The organism is Ekhidna sp., assembly GCF_040223195.1.
Lineage (GTDB): Bacteria > Bacteroidota > Bacteroidia > Cytophagales > Cyclobacteriaceae > Ekhidna.
The window spans coordinates 218124-239113 of record NZ_JAVKDX010000015.1 but is presented as its reverse complement, the minus strand read 5'-3'; the positions used below and the strand labels follow the sequence as shown (position 1 = coordinate 239113).

Below are 20990 nucleotides of genomic sequence, written 5' to 3'. Positions count from 1 at the left end.
GTTATGGCAGAAAATATGTATCAATTCGACTTACCGTCACATCACAAGTCCATCATTAAGGTGGTGGGTGTAGGTGGTGGCGGCAGCAACGCTGTTAATCACATGTACAGCCTGGGAATCCGGGATGTGGAGTTTGTGGTTTGTAACACGGACCATCAGGCGCTGGAGAGCAGTGCGGTTCCAAGCAAACTGCAGATCGGAACAAACCTGACCAGTGGGTTAGGGGCAGGAGCTAATCCTGAACGAGGCAGAAATGCCGCTATCGAAAGCAAAGAAGAGATTCGTGACCTACTCTCGCAAGACACGAAAATGGTCTTCATTACCGCCGGAATGGGTGGAGGTACCGGTACTGGTGCCGCGCCTATCATTGCACAGGTGGCCAGTGAGCTCGATATCCTCACCGTGGGTATCGTTACCGCTCCGTTTGCTTTTGAAGGAAAGAAAAAAATGCAAGCTGCAGAGGATGGCATCAAGGAGCTGAAAAAGTACTGCGATACCGTCCTTGTGATCATGAACGACAAGCTGAGAGAGATTTACGGAAATCTTTCCATCAGCGATGCATTCGCGCAAGCAGACAATGTATTGACCACAGCAGCCAAAGGTATTGCAGAGATTATCACCGTTCCGGGTTATGTAAACGTCGATTTTGAAGATGTGAAAACCGTAATGAAAGGTGCAGGCCCGGCTGTGATGGGATCAGCTAAGACCATCGGTGACAACAGGGCACGCAGAGCTGCTGAAGAAGCACTCAACTCCCCACTGTTGAATCAGCAGGACATTTACGGCGCTGAGAAGATCTTGCTTTCCATCATCTCCGGTGAGGAAGCAGAGCTTCAGATGGATGAGCTTACGGACATCACTGATTACATCCAGGAGTATGCGGGTGACAATGCCGAGGTGATCTTCGGTCACGGTGTGGATAGCTCGCTTGGGGAAAACATCCGTGTGACGGTGATCGCTACCGGATTTGGCAAAGTAGATGATGAGGGTGTGTATGTATCCAAAGAAGAATCCAAACGATTTGACCTGGACTCACAGCGTGAGATCGATGAGACGAAGCAGCGAAACACTTCCGATTTCATGTTTGAAATAGAAAGTGAAGAAGATGCCGAAGGAGTGGAGGACTGGAGCTATGAGTTTACCTCGCTCAAAGATGAAATCAAGCGTGAGGTAGAAGAGGAGGAGCAGCGAAGGAAGAAGCCTGAGCAGCGCTCTTTTGAGTTTGACTTCACTAGTGCCTTTGATGATGAGGAGGAAGAAAACGTGCATGAAGAAGATGTGAACATTTTGGATGCCTTTCATGCGAGCCCAAGCTCCAAGCAGGTAAGACTGGCACAGGAGCGCGCAGAGCGTGAGGCGATGTTTGCAAGCAAGAAGTTTGATATGCCAACGGAGGAATTCAAAGAGCGACTGGATGTGCCTGCGTATGAGCGCAAGAAGGTGAAGCTTCAGAATGTACCTCACTCATCCGAGCGAAACATTTCCAAATACAACCTCAACGAGGAAAATCAGATTCTGGGAAACAATAAGTTTTTGCATGATAATGTGGATTAAGCTTGAAGTCATCCTGAACTTGCTTCAGGATCTAAGCTTAATTCCTATTAGACTCTGAAATAAATTCAGAGTGACAGTTAATACTGTCTAAAGAAAATGGTTAACAGTAGGTGTTAGTCATACATCGTCCCGATTCATTCGGGACATTCTGCCAAGAATAAGCCTCCCGACTTGTCGGGGGGCTTGATTTTTTCTAAACACAATATGCTCGCCTGACTCTCTGATACCCGGCGGAGCATCTCCAAGCCTCAGCGTTGAGTCTTTTATATGCATTGTTGAGTCTTATTACCTCTCGCTTGCATATCTGAGCCTCTCCGTTGCACCATTTATATGCGCGCTTGAGTCTTTTTTACTCACCGTTGAGTTTCTGAACCTCACGGGTGAGTCTTTTATATGTGCGCTTGCATATCAAACACTCAACGGAGCATATCTGAGGTGGGAGGGGGTACCTCAGAGGTGGGGGTGGTTTAACGCCACGCTAGCAGGAGTGGGGATTAGAATGCACTAATTTCTCGTCTCGCACATAGCCACACCTTGATTTAAATTTATTAATTGTGGAGGACTTTCCAATCCCCACTAAAATATCCTGACCGATGAAACCCCATTCATTCATAGCATTTGTTGTGATGCGTCATTTTAATTTGTCAGCCATATCTTCAATCAGGTCAAAAAATTCAAGAAGATGATATTTTGTTCGGTCAGCCCTTGCTGTTAAAACTAAATATTCACCAACTGATGGTGTCTTTAAAGGCATAGTTCTGAAGTAAACTCTAAGAATTTTTTTATACGCGCTTAAAGAGGTAGTTGAGTTATGAGCTATATGGTTTCTTAACTTTTTGTAATCGGACAGTTTAGACCGATTTGTTGTATAAGGAGTCTTTATTGGATACCCATCCTTAAGGTAAAGTTCAGATCGTTCAATTACGGTATCGGGAGAATTCCAATCTAAAAAAGGCATTGAAGATTGCATCATCTTCTCGGCATGAAAAAAATCAATTGGATTTAGATATGATACTACTTTACTACCGCTCGTTGTTTTCTTGCCTTGGGCATAAAGAAGGAAAATATCTCGAACGAAGTTTTCATATTCCCTAAATGCGGAGAAAAAACAGGATTCCGATAGAATGTGAATTTGCTTCTTTGAAAGTAAACCCTTATTGAAATTTAGTTGATTGGTACTGTCGAATGATCTGAGTCCATTTATAGTTTTAATGAAATCATTATAAGCAGCCGATATTTTTATGCGCTTCTTGCTCATCCATCGACTAATACACTGGCTATTTTTGCCACAACAAAATTAGATCTAGATATTCTTGCACCTGTATCTGTCGTCCCTCTTCTTGAATAGTTAATAAACTCTTTATAGTCAGAAGGTATAACGGCATCTTTATCATCTGTGTACTCATCATACTTAAGCGAGATTTCATCTAAGACGACTCGTATTTTACCTGTATTTTTATCATTAATTGTTGGCTTATTTTCAACTGCCAGCCCTTCCAATCCGAATAAACAATGCCCAATAGAGGTGAATAACGTATAAAATAATTGTGTTCTCTTCCAGTTGGTGCTTCTTAATTCCTCAGCCGGATATAAACTACCAACGTATGACATGATACTATCAAACTGTTCCGAAGCTTCTTCTAACGGCCCTTCGTCATCTTCATATTTCTTGTAATAATTTTCAATTCCTTTATTAGTCTTTACAGAGTCAATTAAGGAAACAAATAGATCTGCGGACATTTCGGCTTCTGCCATTCTAGTAACATTTGCTTTTGTCAGCACTCCGCCTTCAATGAAGTAGTTGACGTACCTCAGTCCATATTTGAATATGGTTTGTTTGAAGTAGCCGACATATCTCGCATTATAAATTTCTTGTGTTTTTAATTTTACAGTATATGAGTTAATCCTTGCGAAAATGTCCAATATGTCCTCATATGGCATATCAAATAGTAGATCAACACCGAGTTCATATTTTAAAAACTCATTCTGAATATCTTCTGGCAAAGTTTCAAATGTTTTTCCTGCAAATTCCTTATTGTGAACTCTGCTGATCTTGAAATCGCCATTATAAAAACTCAACATGGTTCTTAATCTTTGCTGCCCATCAACCACAATACGAACATTTTTTGAACCTTGGAGTCTTTGCGATATCAAAAGCTTTGGAATAGGCTTACTCCTTATTATTGTATCAATTAAATATGACTTTGCCTTCTCTGTCCAGACTGATCTTCTTTGGAAATCAGGGGACAATTCAAGTAGTCCATTTTCGTACCACTCAATGAAGTCTGAGATGTTATATGTTCTGGTATCAAAGTTTTTCATTACTTGTTAAAAAGTTAATAGACTAATCTACGAAATATGTTGGCTGCAGAAGATTAGAATTCATAAAATAAGTTCGTGGTACCAAGATGCATCACAACATTAATGCAACGCGCACTGTGCGCATTATCTACCTTTCAAATATACCGTTTCCCTGTTGTTTTATTTTATATGAATCAGTTCATATCCGAACCGAACCAGTTTCCCTCTGATATGAACTCACTTCGCTTTTATTCGAACTCACTTCCCTCTGAACCGAACTAGTTCATATCTTAGGTGGGAGGGGGTACCTGTTAGGTGGGTGTCGCTGCATCTGTTTGTCAGCTCATTCGCAAAGACGTGTCATGCATGCTCCTCTCCAATCGCCACCCCAATTTTTTTCATGAGTTGTTCTACTGTTTCATTTTCATAGTCGATCTGTAGTGGCTCTCCAAATTTCAAGTATAGTTCGGTTCCTTTTTTCAGTCGCTTCAGACCAGTCTTATCAAATGCGGTTCTAAAGCCATCTACCCTCACCGGTACTACCACTGGTTGGTGCTGCTTGATGATATGGGCTGTGCCTTTTCTTACCGGTGCACCTTGTCGGGTAGTCCCCTGAGGGAATGTCACCACCCAGCCGTCTTTGATGGCTATCCCAATGGACTTGGTATCGTCAGGGTTTACCTCCCGTTTGATCATCTCTTCGCCCTTTCTCCAGGTACGATCCACCGTTACCGCCCCGGCCAGGGCCAGTATTTTGGGCATTAGCCCCTTTTCCATGGTCTCACGGGCAGCTACATAGTATACATTCACCTTAGGGTTTTTGAGGTAGCTGCTATCCGCGATGGAATCTATTTGCCCATTGAGGGCTGCAAACATGGCATGAAACATGGCAATCACATCCGTGAAAATAGTTTGATGATTGGCTACAAAAAGTACATTCTGTTCCGGTATCTCGATCAATACTTTGCTTCCAGTAATAATGACTTTGTTAGGTTTCAAAAGATAGTATCGTACCAATCGTCCTACCGTCTGAAATATCTTCTTCTTTAGCCATATAGACTGACCGAATACATTTTTACTCGCCATCAAATACACATTTTAAGATTCGAAAATAGTGAACAATGCTAAGACAGTATCAAGATAAAGAAAAACCCCGCCGAAGCGGGGTTTGCCCTAGTAGAGTAAGTAGGTAATTGGGCGTTTCTTTATTCTGTTCGCAGGGACTTTACCGGGTTGGTTTTTACGGTGCTCAGCACTTTTGATGAGATGCTCAGCAGCGCCAGGCCTATCACAAAGAGGATTGGGATGACCGCAAACCACCAACCGATTTCGATACGGAAAGTATAGTCCTCCAGCCATTTGGACATAATCCACCATGCTGCAGGCAGGCTCACTATGCAGGCCGCACCCACCAGGGCCATGTATTCTTTGGAAAGTAAAACCATCAGGTTTTTGGCAGTGGCTCCCAGCACCTTCCTTATACCTATTTCTTTGGTGCGCTGCTGCACACTGAAAGAAGTAAGCCCGAAGAGTCCAAGGCAGGCGATCAGGATCGCAAGGGCGGAGAAGCCGGAGAAGATTTTGCCAAACCGAATGTCTTCCTTGTATTGCTCATCAAAGGCGCGATCAAGAAAGAAATAATCCATTTGATAGTCTGTGAACACCTGATCCCATTCGGACTTTACCGTAGCAACAAGATTGCTAAGTTGCTCACTTTTTGCCTCGTCACTATTCTCGTCCAGTCGGAGTTTGATAAAGTAAAACTCTGTCCATGAGCTCAGGATGTAAGCCATGGGCATGTAATCATTGTGCAGTGAGGTGTGATGGTGATTTTCCAGGACACCTTGCACCTTGAGTGTTGGACCATAAAATCCATCAATCTCAGCACCAAGCGCATCCTCCGGATTGGAGAATCCAAGTTGCTCAGCCAATTTTTGGTTAATGACTACATCGCCCCTGCTCCAGGGATCATCCCCATTTCTAAGTGCCCTCCCGGCAATCACATCTATACCAAAGAATTGAGGAAAGTCTACGTCCATGGAGATCAGTCCGGTATACACAGAGTTTTCGTCTGTCTCATTTTTCAATCTCAGATTGGCGCCCCAGCCTACTGGCTCTCCGGGAATTTCCCCAGCATTGGTGATCTCTTGGATGCTGGCATACTTCAGAAGTTCAGTTTTCAGGGTACTGAATCGATCCACATCCTCCCGTTCCTCAGAACTCACATCCCCCGGGGGCGATTCAATCACCAGGATATTCTCAATGTCAATTCCAAGATCAGCATCTCGCATGTAATTGATTTGATTATAGACCGTGACGGTTCCTGCAATTAGAATGAAAGTGATCATAAACTGAACGAAAACCATACTTTTTCGCATTTTCGATCCGCCCACTTTCCCCCGGTTTCCTACCAGAATGTTAACCATATTCATTGTCTTTAATAGAAGGAATGGGTAGAAACCGATCAGCATCGTGCCAACTCCAATTAGTCCTAATAACAGAGTCAATACCTTCAGATCCATCAATGCGGAAACGGGCAGTCCCGTTACTTCGATTAAGTATTTTTCACCCATCTGCTTGATTAGAAGCGCTAGTCCAAACGCTAATAAATTCATCACAAATGCTTCAAGAATGAACAGTTGGGTGATTTGCTTCATGGAAGATCCCATGCACTTTCGAATACCCATTTCCTTTAACCGTTCAATGGTTCGCACAAGCGAGAGGTTCATGTAATTGATCCAGGCAATCACCAGAATGATGATCGCAATGAAACTCAGCACGAACACAGTTTTGCTATTCACCCCTGCACTCTCGGCCCATTCAGTCTCCGCATTCAAATGAATGTCAGTAAGAGGCCGAAGGAAATAGTCCACTGCATATCCATTAGCAGCATAGGACTCTTTGGAGTTTTCTTCGTGCAGGCGGATCACATCCTCCATGACGACTGATTGCTGCGATGGATCGCTAAGTATCAAGTAGGTAGTTACGCTACTATAAGCCCAACTATTTCTGGCTTTTGTGTAATTATCCAGCGATGGATAGGAGAGTAGTAGCTCAAATTGAATGTGTGAATTTTCCGGGATATCCTCTAGAACACCAATCAGCTCATACTCGTGAGGGCCGTTGTTGCCACTCAGGGTAAATGATTTTCCGATCGCTTTTTCCGGATCGTCAAAATATTTTCGGGATGCCCCCAGCGTCAAAATGGCTTTTTGTGGCTCTCCAAACTTTGCAGGGCTGCCTGCGATAAATTTGAAATCAAACAGATCAAAGGCACCTTCGTCCGCCACATATACACCTGGTTGTTCAAAGCTGACTTTATCATTTCTATTAGTGTAGATGATAGAATTATTGGCGTAGTTGTAGTTGTAAAATCTGGCTACCTCTTTCACAATTGGGGACTGATCCCGTAGCGTCTCACCCATCATGGAGGGGGCATTGTAGGATTGGCCCAAAGATTCCCCGTTTTTGTATGCGTCAGATTCTAATCTAAATATCTGGTCTTTATTGGTGTGGAATGTATCAAACGAGGTGTGAAAGTTTACATACTGGGTGATAACCAGGCAAGCAGCCATACCCAATGCAAGTCCCAGAATATTGATCGATGAGAATACTTTGTTTTTTTGGATCTGTCTAAAGATCGTAATCAGGTAGTTCTTTAGCATGTCGATTTTTGGTTTTGGTATGTTTTGTTAGCCAATTGCCATGCCAGTGATTGTAAAAATCAATAAATCAGGCACTTACGTATTATTTGGGATTTTATTTCTGTGCGATATCGCACAATTGACCGTACACATTGAATGGATTTTGTGCAAATGCACGTTTATTTGATGAAATTTCCGGTATGAAGAAGCTAATCGTTATTTCATTGATCATTCCGTTTGCACTAAAGGCTCAGATCAGGTTTACGAGCTCATGGGATGAGGCCATTACACAATCCCGAATGACCGGAAAACCGATATTTCTGAATGGATATGCAGAGTGGTGCGAGCCCTGTGCGGAAATGGAAGAATACACCTTCAGCGATTTGGAGGTAACCAACTTTTTCAATTCAAATTTTGTGAACCTCAGCCTGGACATGGAGGACTATCCGGGAGTGGAGCTGGCTGAGCAATATGCGATCGGGGTGTTTCCTGCTTTTCTGTTTATCAATGGGAATGGGGAGGTGATCCATAGAGGTTGCGGGGCAATGGATGCTTCGCAGTTTCTGATGCTGGCTGAGGATGCGCTCACTGATAGCCTTAGGTTAATGTCGATCGAAAAGCGATACGATCAGGGGGACAGATCCACAGATTTTATGCTTAAATACCTGGCCCTGATCGATAATGCGTGCCTTGATGCGGAGCGATTTGCTTCCGACTATCTTAAAGGTATTGACCTGAAAAACCTGATGGAAAATACACCGTGGGAGGTTTTTGCCTTATATCAATGGGATATCTACAGCCGGGAATTTCAGTTTCTTCTAAAGAATAAATCAATGTTCGAGGAGAAGCTTGGTCAGCAAGTTGTGAATGCTAAACTTTACGACACCTATCTGGCTCAATATCAGGAAGTGTTTGAAGCCGAAGAGCTTCATGATTTTGGTATGAGGGCACTCTTGCATTCCATCAGGGATGTGACCTTCACCGGGTCAGACACCCTGAAGCTGATGATGAATTTGCACTATGCTGAGTTTACTGAAAACTGGACCGATTATGCAGACTATGCGGTGGAGCTGGTGGGAATGTCTGGTCTGGATGATCCTGAGGAGTTGAATGAGCTGGCATGGAAGTTCTACTTATTTGTGGACAATAAGAGCCAGTTGGAAGTAGCCGCATCCTGGGCTCAGCAGTCTGTAAGTCAGCAGCCTGAGCCATCCACCATAGATACCTATGCTTCCCTGCAATTCAAGCTGGGAAATAGGAAGAAAGCAATAGAGTTGGAAAGGAGAGCCCTAAAGCTAGCTCAGGAGCTCTATGAAGATACCTCGCACTATGAGCATCAGTTGAAGAAGTTTGAGGGACAATAAAAAAGCCTGCAAAAGCAGGCTTAGTCAACTATTCATCCCGCAAAGATTTTACAGGATTAGCAAGTGCTGCATTGATTGATTTGTAACTCACGGCTATCATCGCCACAAGAAGGGCACCTATACCGGCAAAAAGATAGATCGCCAGGTTATCTAACCCCCATAGATCTATTCGATATTGGAAATCACTGATCCATCCTTTCAGGAAGTAGAAAGCTATTGGCCAGGCAATGATGTTGGCGATCACTATCAAAGTCACGAATTCTTTCATCAGAAGCTGAACTATCTGTTTTACTGACGATCCCAGGACTTTGCGAACACCGATTTCCTTTTTGCGCTGCTCCACCATAAAAAAGGAGAGCCCGAATAAACCTAAAGCTGAAAGTACGATAGACAGAATGGTAAATACATTGACAAGGCTCGCGAATAGCTCATCGGAAGCGAAAATTTGATCAAACTCTTGATCAAAGAATTGATAATCAAACGGATAATTCGGGAATGAGGCAGCCCACTCGGCCTCCAGAAAATCCAGGGTTTCTCGCATGTTTGACGGACTCACCTTAAGCACCAGATTACTGTTCGGGCCAGGGTTATAAAAAATCATTAGCGGTTCAATTCTATGGCGCATACTCGAAAAATGAAAGTCTTTAATAACTCCCACTACTTTTCGGGTGGTGCTGTTGTCACCATTGCCAAATACCAGATTTTTGCCAATAGCCTCATCCCACCCAAGTGATTCCATCATGGATTCATTGATGATAATGGATTCTTGCTGGTCAGCACCATAGCTGGGGTCATAATTTCTTCCTGCTGCCAGCTCCATCCCCATTGCGCTGAGGTAATTTTCGTCGATGGACATCACACTTACTATCCATGGTTCTTCCTGATTTCCTCCTTCAATGTTTACTCCAGATCTTCCAAAGGTATTCCCGGGCATGTTGTTTGAGTACCCCGTACCAATAATGTCTGAGTAGTTATCCAGGCGTCCTTTGAAACTCTCCAAACCATGGGCTAATCCTGGGTCACCCACATTTATATTGATTACTTGATCTTTCTCAAAACCTAAATGTTTGTTTTTGATGTAATCAATCTGTTTTGATACAATCAGGGTAGTACATATCATCCCTACAGCAGCTACAAATTGAAGAACCACGAGTGTTTTCCTGAGCCAAATACCCTTGGAGCTAGTCTGAAATTTTCCTCTCAAAATATTCACAGATTTGATACTTGAAAGTATGAAAGAGGGATATACTCCAGCCAGGAGCCCCACAACTATACCAAGCAGAATGTAAGCTGCCATTAGACCGGGAGTGTTGCTCATGAGATTGAGAAAATCAAAATTGAGATTGAGCCCAGTATATGTAGACATGACGAAAACAAGAAACAAAGAAATAATTATTGCAATAGATGCGAGAAGCACCGATTCAATCATATGCTGACTAATTAGAAGGGCTTTAGAGCTACCAACTACCTTTCTGATTCCAACTTCTTTTGCTCTGGTCGTCGATTGGGCAGTAGTAAGGTTTATGAAATTGAAGACGGCAATGAGTAGAATAAACAGGGCAACCCCTGATAGAGCAACAACATAGACTTTATCTCCCTTGTTTTGATGATAATAATCAAAAAGCAATCCGGCAGATCCTAAATGTATTTCTTCCAAAGGCTGCAGCTGTGGAATCCAAAAATCATTTACATCATTTGCTAAAGCAATGGCAGCCATTTTTTCTTCAACTTCCTTCTCATCTGCTCCTTCGGCTAGCACGGCATATCCGAGCATTCCAAGACCTCCCCATGAATTTATATATTGCGAAAGTGACGAATCGGATTGAGCTGGATATAAGGACATTAAAGCATCATATCCAAGATGAGAATTTTGAGTGATGTCATCCATCAACCCAACAACTTCCCACGATTGATCATTGATGGTAAGAATTTGTCCCAGGGAAGATTGATTTGTTCCAAATACTTTTTCAGCAAAGGATTCAGTAAGGATAAGTTTGTGCGGTTGATTGAATTTTTCCAGGGTTTCTTCGCGATTCCTTACCGGCAGGTCAAAAATTTCAAAAAAATCATTCTCTACATAAAGTGCATATTGAGAATAGTATCCAATGTCATCTTTTTCCATTCGCTGTTCACCAGCATAGATCATTCTGGAAGCTATTTCAACCTCCGGAATCTCTTCCTCTGCAGCTTGTGGCATCCTGGGATTAGAAATAGCAACCTCATTGCTGGTTACCCCAAGTGCCTCATCAATCGTGGTGAAGCGATAGATTCTATCGGATTTCTCATGCCACCTGTCATATGAAATTTCATTATATACAAATAATGATAGTGTAATAAAAGTGGAGAATCCCAGTATCAGTCCTCCTGCATTGATAGCAGTCGATATTTTGTTCTTTCTGAAGCTCCTTAGAGCTACAAGCATAAATGTTTTTAACATAGTCTTTTGAGTTTTTGAGTGGAATTAAGCTAGCGACATTACTCAATTAGATCAATAATGGTTACACGAAAGGATTTGGGTTGGGATGAAGGGTGTTAAAAAAACGTTAAAAATATAAAAGCATAAAAAAAGCCGGTTAAAAACCAGCTTTGATAATGAGTTGAATTTGAGTTTTAACTAATGCTACTCTTCAGGTATTCCCTGTTCATTCGCGCGATATTATCCAAAGAAATTCCTTTTGGGCATTCTACCTCACAAGCTCCAGTATTGGTGCAGTTTCCGAATCCTTCCTCATCCATTTGCTTCACCATGTTTTGTACACGATCTTTTGCTTCTACTTTCCCCTGCGGTAGTAGTGCTAGCTGAGATACCTTGGCAGAAACGAACAGCATGGCCGAGGCATTCTTGCAGGTCGCTACACACGCACCACATCCAATACACGTTGCTGCATCAAATGCCGCATCTGCATCGTGTTTATTTATAGGAATAGCATTTGCGTCTTGTGTGTTGCCCGAGGTATTCACACTGATGAATCCACCTGCAGCCATGATTCTATCGAAGGAACTACGATCAACGACCAAATCTTTTATCACAGGGAATGCTTTCGCCCTCCAGGGTTCTACGTATATGGTGTCCCCGTTTTTGAATTCCCTCATGTGAAGCTGGCAGGTAGTGATTTGTTCACTGGGGCCATGTGCTTCTCCGTTTATAAACATCGAACAACTGCCGCAAATACCCTCTCTACAGTCGTGATCAAAAGCCACAGGCTCTTTATCTTCTGCAATAAGTTGTTCATTTAGAATGTCCATCATCTCCAGAAAAGAGCTGTCTGGTGAGATATCGGAAACCTGATAGGTCTCCATTTTTCCCTTGTCTTTGTTGCTTTTCTGTCTCCAGACCTTTAGCGTTAAATTCAATCCTTCTGTTGCTGACATATCTATGTTATTTGTAAGAACGAGTTTTCAACTCAATGTTCTCGTATTTTAATTCTTCTTTATGTAAAATGGCTTTGGATGGCTCTCCGGTATATTCCCAGGCAGCTACATACGTAAAGTTCTTGTCGTCACGCATGGCTTCACCTTCCTCGGTTTGATGCTCTTCACGGAAGTGGCCACCGCACGATTCTTCTCTTTCCATGGCATCACGCGCAAAAAGCTCACCTAATTCAAGGAAATCAGCCACTCTTCCAGCCTTCTCCAATTCCTGGTTAATGCCATCATTTGCTCCTGGTACGCTTACTTCCTTCCAGAATTGTTCGCGTATTTCTTTAATCTCATCGATCGCCTCCTGAAGACCTTTTTTGTTTCTGGCCATTCCTACCTTGTTCCACATCACCTTTCCAAGTCGCTTGTGGAAGTAGTCCACGGAGTGCTTTCCTTTGTTGTTGATAAAGAAATCAATTTTCTCCTGGACGCTTTTCTCTGCTTCGTCAAATTCTTTCGAATCCGTAGGGATAGCACCGGTACGGATATCATCAGCCAGGTAATCCCCAATTGTGTAAGGCAGCACGAAATAACCATCTGCCAATCCCTGCATTAGGGCAGAAGCACCCAGTCTGTTTGCTCCATGATCTGAAAAGTTAGCCTCTCCCAGGGCATAGCAGCCCGGAATAGTGGTCATTAGATTATAATCAACCCAAACACCTCCCATGGTGTAGTGAACCGCCGGATATATTTTCATCGGTGTTTCGTAAGGATTATCCGCCGTGATTTTTTCGTACATCTGGAAGAGGTTGCCATACTTAGCTTCTACCACCTTGGTTCCTAGCTTCCTGATGTCATCTTCAGAGGCATCATGCAAACCTTTTACATTGGCTTCTTCTCTTCCATATCTCATAATGGCTGAGCTAAAATCCAGGTAAACAGCCTCGCCGGTTTCATTTGTACCCACTCCAAATCCCGCATCGCATCGCTCTTTTGCAGCACGCGAAGCAACATCCCGGGGAACGAGGTTACCGAAAGAAGGATATCTTCTTTCCAGGTAATAGTCGCGATCTTCTTCTTTTAGATCAGTGGGCTTGAGTTTGCCAGCTCGTATTGCTTCCGCATCTTCTTTTTTCTTTGGCACCCAGATTCGCCCATCATTTCTTAGCGATTCAGACATCAAGGTCAGTTTAGACTGCTGATCTCCGTGCTGAGGAATACACGTCGGGTGAATCTGAGTAAAGCATGGGTTAGCAAAGTATGCCCCCTTCTTATGAATTTTCCATGCTGCTGATACGTTTGAGCCCATGGCATTGGTGGAAAGGAAGAAAACGTTTCCATAACCTCCTGAAGCGATCACCACGGCATGAGCCGAGTGCCTTTCCAGTTCACCGGTCACCAGATTTCGGGCAATGATTCCCCTTGCTTTTCCATCCACAATTACCAGCTCCATCATTTCATGACGGTTGTACATTTGAATTTTACCTTTTCCTATCTGGCGGGACATAGCTGAATATGCCCCAAGAAGCAGCTGCTGTCCAGTCTGTCCTTTAGCGTAAAAAGTTCTGGATACCTGCACTCCACCAAAAGACCGGTTATCCAACAGCCCTCCGTAATCACGTGCAAACGGAACTCCCTGAGCTACACACTGATCTATGATGTTTGTAGAAACTTCCGCAAGTCGGTAGACATTGGCTTCCCTGGAACGATAGTCACCGCCCTTTACGGTATCATAGAAAAGCCGGTAGGTAGAGTCCCCATCCCCCTGATAGTTTTTTGCAGCATTTATTCCCCCCTGCGCTGCGATGGAATGTGCTCTTCTTGGAGAATCCTGATAGCAGAAAGCTTTTACATTGTAACCTAGCTCAGCCAAAGTAGCTGCGGCTGAACCTCCTGCCAGGCCGGTTCCAACCACGATTACATCAATCAGACGTTTGTTCGCCGGGTTCACAAGCCTGATGCTGTTTTTATAACTCGTCCATTTATCAGCTAATGGACCTTCAGGTATTTTAGAATCTAATGTTGACATACCTATTATTTCTTAAAGGGAATTGATGTAATGAAAAACTGCAATGAAAATGAAACCAGCCGGTATTAAAAATGCATACAGTCGGCCGATTTTCTGAATCGCTGGAGTGTATTTGCTGTACCGTGCACCTATGGACTGGAACGCAGACTGGAATCCATGCAATAGGTGCAGGGAGAGAAATACAAATGATAATGAGTAGATGGCAACCCGCACCGGATTATTAAACATGTGTACAACCTCGTCATAGTAGCGAGTGGGGTCTTCCGGTTTCATTTCTATGTACTTATAATTCATTTCCGGGATCCAGAAATCGTAGAAGTGAAATCCTAAAAAGAAAAGGATGAATAGTCCGCTCCAAATCATATTTCTGGACATCCACGAAGAGTTGGCCGCACCATTGTTCATTGCATACTTCACTTCTCGTGAGCTTCTGTTCTTCACCTCAAGGACAAAACCCATGATGAAGTGAAATGCTACCCCAAACATCAGAATGGGTTGAAGCAAGAACTGGACAAGAGGGTTGGTTCCCATAAAATGGGACAGCTCATTAAACACGCCTTCACTTATCACAGAAGTGAAGTTGATCGTGAAATGCTGCAATAGAAATATGATCAGGAATAGTGCGGAAAGCGCCATCGCAAATTTCCTTCCTATACTACCTGAAAAAAGTTGCTTGCTCATTTATGTAAGGTTATTGGATTTGTACCAAAGGTAATTTCAGAATGGTTGTCAGACAATCTAAAATTTCTTTTTTGATTCTTTCTAAATAATGACTGATTTCGTAAGTATTAATTCTTTTGATCTTGTTTAAAATAACCAGTAGAGCACAATTCTTGTTTGGTTATTGTTCGTTGTGTTTTAAAAGGATTTAGATTTACGTCAGGTAGCAATTCAATGAGATATTTTAAGGTTTTCGTTTTTCTGCTTTCAGCACTAAGCTTTCTTTCTTCCCGGGCAACTCATATTAGAGCTGGGGAGATTATCGCGAAACGTGTTTCTCCGTTGAAGTATGAGTTTACTTTTTATGGTTATCGAGATGTTGAAGGGGTGCCATTCGGGAATGGGACATTTGATTTTGGAGATGACGAAGTATTTGGAGGACAAAACGGAGAAACAATCCCATGGACAAATATTGTCAATTTGGGTAATGGAGTAGAAAGGTGGGAGTTTACTTTGACACATGAGTACGACGGTGGCTCTACCTATCTGGTTAGCTACAAGGAAGAGAATCGAAATGCCAATATTCAAAATATCTCTGGATCAATCAACACTCCTTTTTATGTTGAGACATTGATCATTATAGATCCCCTCATTGTAAACAATACACCTTTTTTTACTGTACCGCCTATTGATCAGGGTGTGGTTGGAGGAATTTTTGAACATAACCCTGGTGCTTTTGATCCGGATGGGGACAGTCTTTCATACTATTTTGTGATTCCAAAACAAGAAAGAGGAATAAATGTAAGTGGTCATAGATCTCTTATCGATCCAGATTTTTATGATAATTTCAATCGAGGAAACCAGGCCAAGGATGGTCCACCAACCCTAACGATTGACCCTATAACAGGCACTATTGTATGGGATGCACCCGGAGGTGCCACTATACCGGATGAGGAAAACCGTGAATTTAATGTTGCTTTTGTTGTGGAGGAATGGAGGAGGATCAAAGGCCAATTAGTAAGACTTGGTTTTGTGACCCGGGATATGCAAATAATTATTTGGGATTTTGAAAATGAGCCACCTGAACTTGAAATTCCTGAAGACACATGCATTGTAGCGGGTGAAACAATTACAGCCATAATCGTAGGTACAGACCCGGATGGTGATCCAGTCAAAATTGAGGCTTTTGGTGGGCCATTTGAAGTTAATCCGTCAGCAACGGTAACTCCTGACCCTGCCCAGTTTCAGGGGCCTCCGTCCGTATTGAATTTTGAATGGGAAACAAGTTGTGGGCAAATAAGATCAGCTCCTTATGAAGTCCAATTCAAGGCTACCGATGATCCCACCATTCCAAATATTCAAAATCCACCCGGCCTGGTGAATTTTGAAACCTGGAGGATTACGGTAGTGGGGCCGGCACCAACCGGGCTCACAGTAGACACCCAGCCTGGAAGGCAAATGCAACTGAACTGGGATCCTTATTCTTGCCCAAATGCAGATTCAATGCAGGTTTGGAGAAGGGTAGGTGAATTCGAAATTAACCCAACTTGTGAAACAGGAGTTCCTGCAAATTCAGGCTATGAATTAATTGAGACATTAAGAATCAATCAAACGTCTTTCTTGGATGATAACAATGGGATAGGCCTCTCTCCAGGTTCAAAATATTGCTATAGACTTGTCGCGACATTTCCATCGCCGGGAGGAGGGGAGAGTATTGTTTCTGAAGAGGCTTGTGATAGCTTGTTGATTGACGTTCCGGTGATCACAAATGTGGATATTAGTGAAACAAGCGAGACCAATGGCCGGATTGAGGTTCGTTGGACGCCACCCTATCAAATTGATGAAATAGCATTTCCACCTACATATACCTACGAAGTATTGAGAAAGGAAGGACAGGGATTCGGAGGTACATTCACTTCCGTAAGAGGCCCATCCACAGATACTACCCTTATGGACACAGGACTTAATACCCTGGATCTATCTTATTCTTACAAGATTGTGCTATATGACAATACGGATACTCAGGTAGACACTTCTCAGCAGGCATCCTCGGTAAGATTGGAGCCCACACCGCTTGTTGGGGCTATCAGGCTCAATTGGGAGGCCAATGTTCCATGGTCAAACAACGTGCAAGCATACCCATATCATTACATTTTTCGGGATAATGTGAACGGCGGAGACCTATCAGAGATTGTCCTGATTGATTCCGTAGATGTAACAATGGATGGACTCAGCTACCTCGATGATGGCAGTTTCAATGGAATAGATCTCAATGAAGAAATCGAGTACTGCTATTACATCACAACTCAGGGCTCTTATGACAATGATTTACTTCCTGAGCCGTTGATTAACAATTCCCAAATCATATGCGCACAACCGAATGACACCATTCCTCCTTGCGCCCCGGTTTCAGTGACCTTCAATGCTTCGCTTTCATGTGAACAGCAATTGGCTTCCATACCCTGCGGGCTTGACAATCAATTTGTGAATGAATTTTCCTGGGAAATGGACGGTGATGCTTCTTGTGATGATGATGTCCAGTTCTACCGGATTTATTTTTCTGGAAGTGGTGAAGACGGGACATTTGAATTACTGGATCAAACTAGCGGAACGCAGTACACCCATGGAGGATTATCCTCGTTGGCGGGATGTTACTTGATTACGGCAGTAGACAGATCCGGCAATGAAAGCCCGCTATCCGATGTGGTCTGCAATGACAACTGTCCGCAATATGTATTGCCTAATGTCATCACTCCAAATGGAGATGGACGAAATGATACGTTCAGGCCATTAAAAGATGCAGACAATTGCCAGCGTTTTGTGGAGTCTGTGGTATTCAAGGTGTTCAACAGGACAGGAGCAGAATTATTCGAATATGATTCTACCGAGCCTGAAAAGACAATCCTCATCAATTGGGATGGAACAACTAAAGGTGGAAGGGAACTTCCTGCCGGAGTGTATTATTACTCTGCGGAAGTAAGATTTACCCGGCTGAACCCGGAGGACGCTGTTGAAGTTATTAACGGGTGGGTACAAATCATTCGATAAAAGAGCAGGTCATTTTTTTTGATGGGGTGTGCAACCTGTGCAACTCTTCTGTGCAGTTCATTATCAAAAGGGATAAAAGAGATCGCTTTAGGTTCGCTTCACTTCAATCCGAATTTGCTTTCGAAAACCTACCCGAAACGCTTTCTGATAAATCAGCACTCCAAAGCATCGTGCTAAAGAATGGTGATGGGATTAAGACCAAAAGCACGGCTGCATTGACGATCGCAAGACAGCTTTCAGGGCTTTGGCCAATACTTTATCTATTCATGATCGTTCCAAAATTCATTCGTGACTGGGTGTACGACATCATCGCAAAAAACAGATATAAATGGTTTGGGAAGGAGGATCAATGTATGATCCCATCACCAGAATTGAAAAGTCGGTTTATCGATTAAACTGATTGGCTACTTTTGTGCTAGAATAAAACATTACCTATGAGCAAAGCATACGTTTTTCCCGGACAGGGAGCCCAGTTTTCAGGCATGGGCAAGGAACTTTACGACAATCATTCATCTGCCAAGGAACTTATTGATAAATCAAATGATATCCTTGGTTTTAATATAAAAAACATCATGTTTTCAGGCTCTGATGAGGAGCTGAAACAAACCAAAGTAACCCAGCCAGCCATCTTTATCCACAGTGTGGTTGCAGCGCTTACTTCAGAAAATTTCAAACCAGACATGGTAGCTGGTCACTCATTGGGTGAATTTTCAGCACTTGTGGCAAATGGCACTCTGAGTTTCGAAGATGGACTTTCACTCGTGTCGAAGCGGGCGATGGCGATGCAAAAAGCCTGCGAAATGCAGGAATCTACCATGGCAGCAGTTCTTGGCCTGGAGGATGAAGTGGTGGAAAAAGTATGTGCAGAAACCTCAGGCGTGGTAGTGGCTGCAAACTACAACTGTCCCGGGCAGTTGGTGATTAGTGGTGAAGTAAAGGCGGTAAATGATGCCTGTGAAAAACTGAAGCTGGCAGGAGCGAAGCGGGCACTGGTACTTCCGGTAGGGGGAGCTTTCCATTCTCCATTGATGGAACCCGCACGCGAGGAATTGGCAGAAGCTATACAAAACACGATATTCAATAATCCAAAGTGTCCGGTCTATCAAAATGTGGATGCAAAAGGATACTCAGATGTGGAATCTATCAAGAAAAACCTCGTACTCCAGTTAACCTCTCCTGTGCGATGGACACAGTGTGTTCAACGTATGATTGCTGATGGTGCCACTAGTTTCACAGAGTGCGGTCCAGGTAAAGTATTGCAAGGCCTTGTGATGAAAGTAAACAGGGAAATGCAGGTTTCAGGCATCTCATGAGGTGGACTAAAGCCATATTGATTTTGCTTTTAGGGGCTATTCTGATCGGATCAGAAGGATGTAAGCAAGGCCCATCGACAACAAAAAAGAACAATAAGAAGATCAAAAAGGGAAAACCGATACCTTGTCCTATTAAAGACTGCTGATGAAGAAGATCGTTGTTGCCCTTGATGGCTATTCCGGAACCGGAAAAAGTTCAACTGCCAAACAAGTGGCATCCAGGCTTGGTTATACGTACATTGATAGTGGGGCTATGTATCGTGCTGTGACGTATTTTTTTCTTATCAACAACGTTGATTTTTCGAATGTGGGACAGGTAGAGAAAAGCCTTAAAAAATGTGATATTTCATTTTCAGGCACTTCAATCTATCTGAATGGAGCGAATGTGGACAATGAAATCCGCACAATGGACGTAAATAACCATGTGAGCCAGGTTAGTGCTATTTCGGCAGTCAGGGCCAAATTGGTAGAGCACCAGAGAAAGATGGGAGAAGAAAAGGGAGTTGTGATGGATGGAAGGGATATTGGCACAATTGTTTTTCCCAACGCGGAACTGAAAGTTTTCATGACAGCAGATATGGATGTAAGGGCAGAACGAAGGAGGAAAGAGTTGTTGAAAAAGGGAATAGATGAAAAACTTGAAGTAATCAAAGAGAATCTTAATCAGAGGGACCACATAGATAGCACAAGAGCGGATAGCCCGCTAAAGAAAGCTGACGATGTAAGGGAGATTGACACTTCTCATCTAACTTTGAATCAACAGATAGATAAAATTGTTGAAATGGCTGAATCTATAATATATGAAGGTTGAAATAGACGAAAATTCAGGGTATTGTTTTGGGGTCGAATTTGCCATTCAAATGGCGGAAGACGAGATGATAGAAGGGCAGGAGTTATATTGCTTGGGTGATATTGTGCACAATTCAATGGAAGTTGAGCGTCTTTACAACAAAGGCCTGCGAACAATAACCCGCGATGAGCTTAAAGACCTGAAAGATTGTAAAGTCTTAATTCGCGCACACGGGGAGCCACCGGAGACCTATCAAATAGCGATTGAAAACAATATTGAGCTGGTTGATGCATCATGCCCGGTCGTACTCAAGCTTCAAAACAGGGTCAAGAATGCATATGATCTAACCAAACATAAAGGTGGACAACTAGTGATTTATGGAAAGCCCGGCCATGCGGAGGTTATCGGGCTCACCGGACAAACGTCCAATGAAGCGATCATCATCACAGGTGTGGAAGACCTGGAGAAAATCGACTTTTCCAAACCAATCACGCTATTCTCACAGACCACCAAAAGCACTAAAGGTTTTTACTCCATTAAGGAAGAAATTGAAAAGCGCATAGAATCTGAGGGGCTCCTTTCCGTAGCTGATGATTTCAATGCGAATGACAGCATTTGCCGCCAGGTGTCTAACCGGGAGCCTCACATGGAAAAATTCTCTCAGAAACATGATGTGATCATTTTTGTGGCAGGCCGCAAGAGTTCCAATGGTAAAGCGCTTTATAATGTTTGCTTGACCAATAATCCAAGAAGCTATTTTGTAGAAAGCGAAAAGGAAATTGATTTAAGCTGGATGGAACCTGGGGATTCCGTTGGAATATGTGGGGCCACATCCACCCCTACCTGGCTGATGGAGCAGGTGAGGGATTTCCTTTTAAAAAGTGAACCAGCCACTGCCTAAAAAGCAAACCAATTGCCTTTCAAACG

The 20990-nt window shown here is 43.1% G+C and carries 16 protein-coding genes; 7 read left to right on the top strand and 9 right to left on the bottom strand.

Going from position 1 to position 20990, the window contains the following annotated elements:
- Nucleotides 1–3: 3 nt before the first annotated feature.
- Nucleotides 4–1554 (top strand): cell division protein FtsZ, encoded by a 1551-nt coding sequence (gene ftsZ / locus RLN88_RS08315; RefSeq protein ID WP_350220926.1) that lies wholly within the window; start codon nt 4–6, stop codon nt 1552–1554.
- Between the two features lie 117 nt (nt 1555–1671).
- Here the strand turns inward: ftsZ and RLN88_RS08310 are convergent, their stop codons facing one another.
- From RLN88_RS08310 to RLN88_RS08290, 5 genes are all read right to left on the bottom strand, one after another.
- A complete protein-coding gene (locus RLN88_RS08310) occupies nt 1672–1827 on the bottom strand; it encodes a hypothetical protein (RefSeq protein WP_350220925.1) in 156 nt (51 codons plus the stop codon).
- Between the two features lie 358 nt (nt 1828–2185).
- A complete protein-coding gene (locus RLN88_RS08305; protein ID WP_350220924.1) occupies nt 2186–2812 on the bottom strand; it encodes a hypothetical protein in 627 nt (208 codons plus the stop codon).
- Nucleotides 2809–3876, bottom strand: a complete 1068-nt coding sequence (locus tag RLN88_RS08300) for a GmrSD restriction endonuclease domain-containing protein (RefSeq protein WP_350220923.1) — start codon at nt 3874–3876, stop codon at nt 2809–2811. The genes RLN88_RS08305 and RLN88_RS08300 overlap by 4 nt, the downstream gene beginning before the upstream one ends.
- Before the next feature lie 339 nt (nt 3877–4215).
- On the bottom strand, nt 4216–4941 hold the full coding sequence (locus RLN88_RS08295; protein WP_350220922.1) for a lysophospholipid acyltransferase family protein: 726 nt from the start codon (nt 4939–4941) through the stop codon (nt 4216–4218).
- Between the two features lie 119 nt (nt 4942–5060).
- Nucleotides 5061–7520 (bottom strand): ABC transporter permease, encoded by a 2460-nt coding sequence (locus tag RLN88_RS08290; protein WP_350220921.1) that lies wholly within the window; start codon nt 7518–7520, stop codon nt 5061–5063.
- Between the two features lie 179 nt (nt 7521–7699).
- On the opposite strand from RLN88_RS08290, the gene RLN88_RS08285 reads away from it, so the two are divergent.
- A complete protein-coding gene (locus RLN88_RS08285) occupies nt 7700–8863 on the top strand; it encodes a thioredoxin family protein (protein WP_350220920.1) in 1164 nt (387 codons plus the stop codon).
- 28 nt (nt 8864–8891) lie between these two features.
- Here the strand turns inward: RLN88_RS08285 and RLN88_RS08280 are convergent, their stop codons facing one another.
- The 4 genes from RLN88_RS08280 to RLN88_RS08265 all read right to left on the bottom strand — a co-directional run bounded on the left by RLN88_RS08280 (nt 8892) and on the right by RLN88_RS08265 (nt 14933).
- Nucleotides 8892–11300: an ABC transporter permease gene (locus RLN88_RS08280; RefSeq protein WP_350220919.1), complete on the bottom strand. Its 2409-nt coding sequence runs from the start codon at nt 11298–11300 to the stop codon at nt 8892–8894.
- 173 nt (nt 11301–11473) lie between these two features.
- Nucleotides 11474–12235, bottom strand: coding sequence for a succinate dehydrogenase/fumarate reductase iron-sulfur subunit (locus tag RLN88_RS08275; RefSeq protein WP_502880103.1), 762 nt, complete (start codon nt 12233–12235; stop codon nt 11474–11476).
- A 7-nt stretch (nt 12236–12242) separates the two neighbouring features.
- Nucleotides 12243–14252, bottom strand: coding sequence for a fumarate reductase/succinate dehydrogenase flavoprotein subunit (locus tag RLN88_RS08270; protein WP_350220918.1), 2010 nt, complete (start codon nt 14250–14252; stop codon nt 12243–12245).
- 12 nt (nt 14253–14264) lie between these two features.
- Nucleotides 14265–14933 (bottom strand): succinate dehydrogenase cytochrome b subunit, encoded by a 669-nt coding sequence (locus tag RLN88_RS08265; RefSeq protein WP_350220917.1) that lies wholly within the window; start codon nt 14931–14933, stop codon nt 14265–14267.
- 213 nt (nt 14934–15146) lie between these two features.
- On the opposite strand from RLN88_RS08265, the gene RLN88_RS08260 reads away from it, so the two are divergent.
- The 5 genes from RLN88_RS08260 (at nt 15147) to RLN88_RS08240 (ending at nt 20964) form a co-directional block, all read left to right on the top strand.
- On the top strand, nt 15147–17960 hold the full coding sequence (locus RLN88_RS08260) for a T9SS type B sorting domain-containing protein (RefSeq protein ID WP_350220916.1): 2814 nt from the start codon (nt 15147–15149) through the stop codon (nt 17958–17960).
- Nucleotides 17939–18355: a thiol-disulfide oxidoreductase DCC family protein gene (locus RLN88_RS08255; RefSeq protein ID WP_350220915.1), complete on the top strand. Its 417-nt coding sequence runs from the start codon at nt 17939–17941 to the stop codon at nt 18353–18355. Before RLN88_RS08260 ends, RLN88_RS08255 begins: the two co-directional genes overlap by 22 nt.
- A gap of 39 nt (nt 18356–18394) precedes the next feature.
- Nucleotides 18395–19273: an ACP S-malonyltransferase gene (fabD, locus tag RLN88_RS08250; protein ID WP_350220914.1), complete on the top strand. Its 879-nt coding sequence runs from the start codon at nt 18395–18397 to the stop codon at nt 19271–19273.
- Nucleotides 19274–19418: 145 nt separating this feature from the next.
- Nucleotides 19419–20084: a (d)CMP kinase gene (cmk, locus tag RLN88_RS08245; protein ID WP_350220913.1), complete on the top strand. Its 666-nt coding sequence runs from the start codon at nt 19419–19421 to the stop codon at nt 20082–20084.
- A complete protein-coding gene (locus RLN88_RS08240) occupies nt 20074–20964 on the top strand; it encodes a 4-hydroxy-3-methylbut-2-enyl diphosphate reductase (protein ID WP_350220912.1) in 891 nt (296 codons plus the stop codon). The genes cmk and RLN88_RS08240 overlap by 11 nt, the downstream gene beginning before the upstream one ends.
- The last annotated feature ends 26 nt before the right edge of the window (nt 20965–20990 follow it).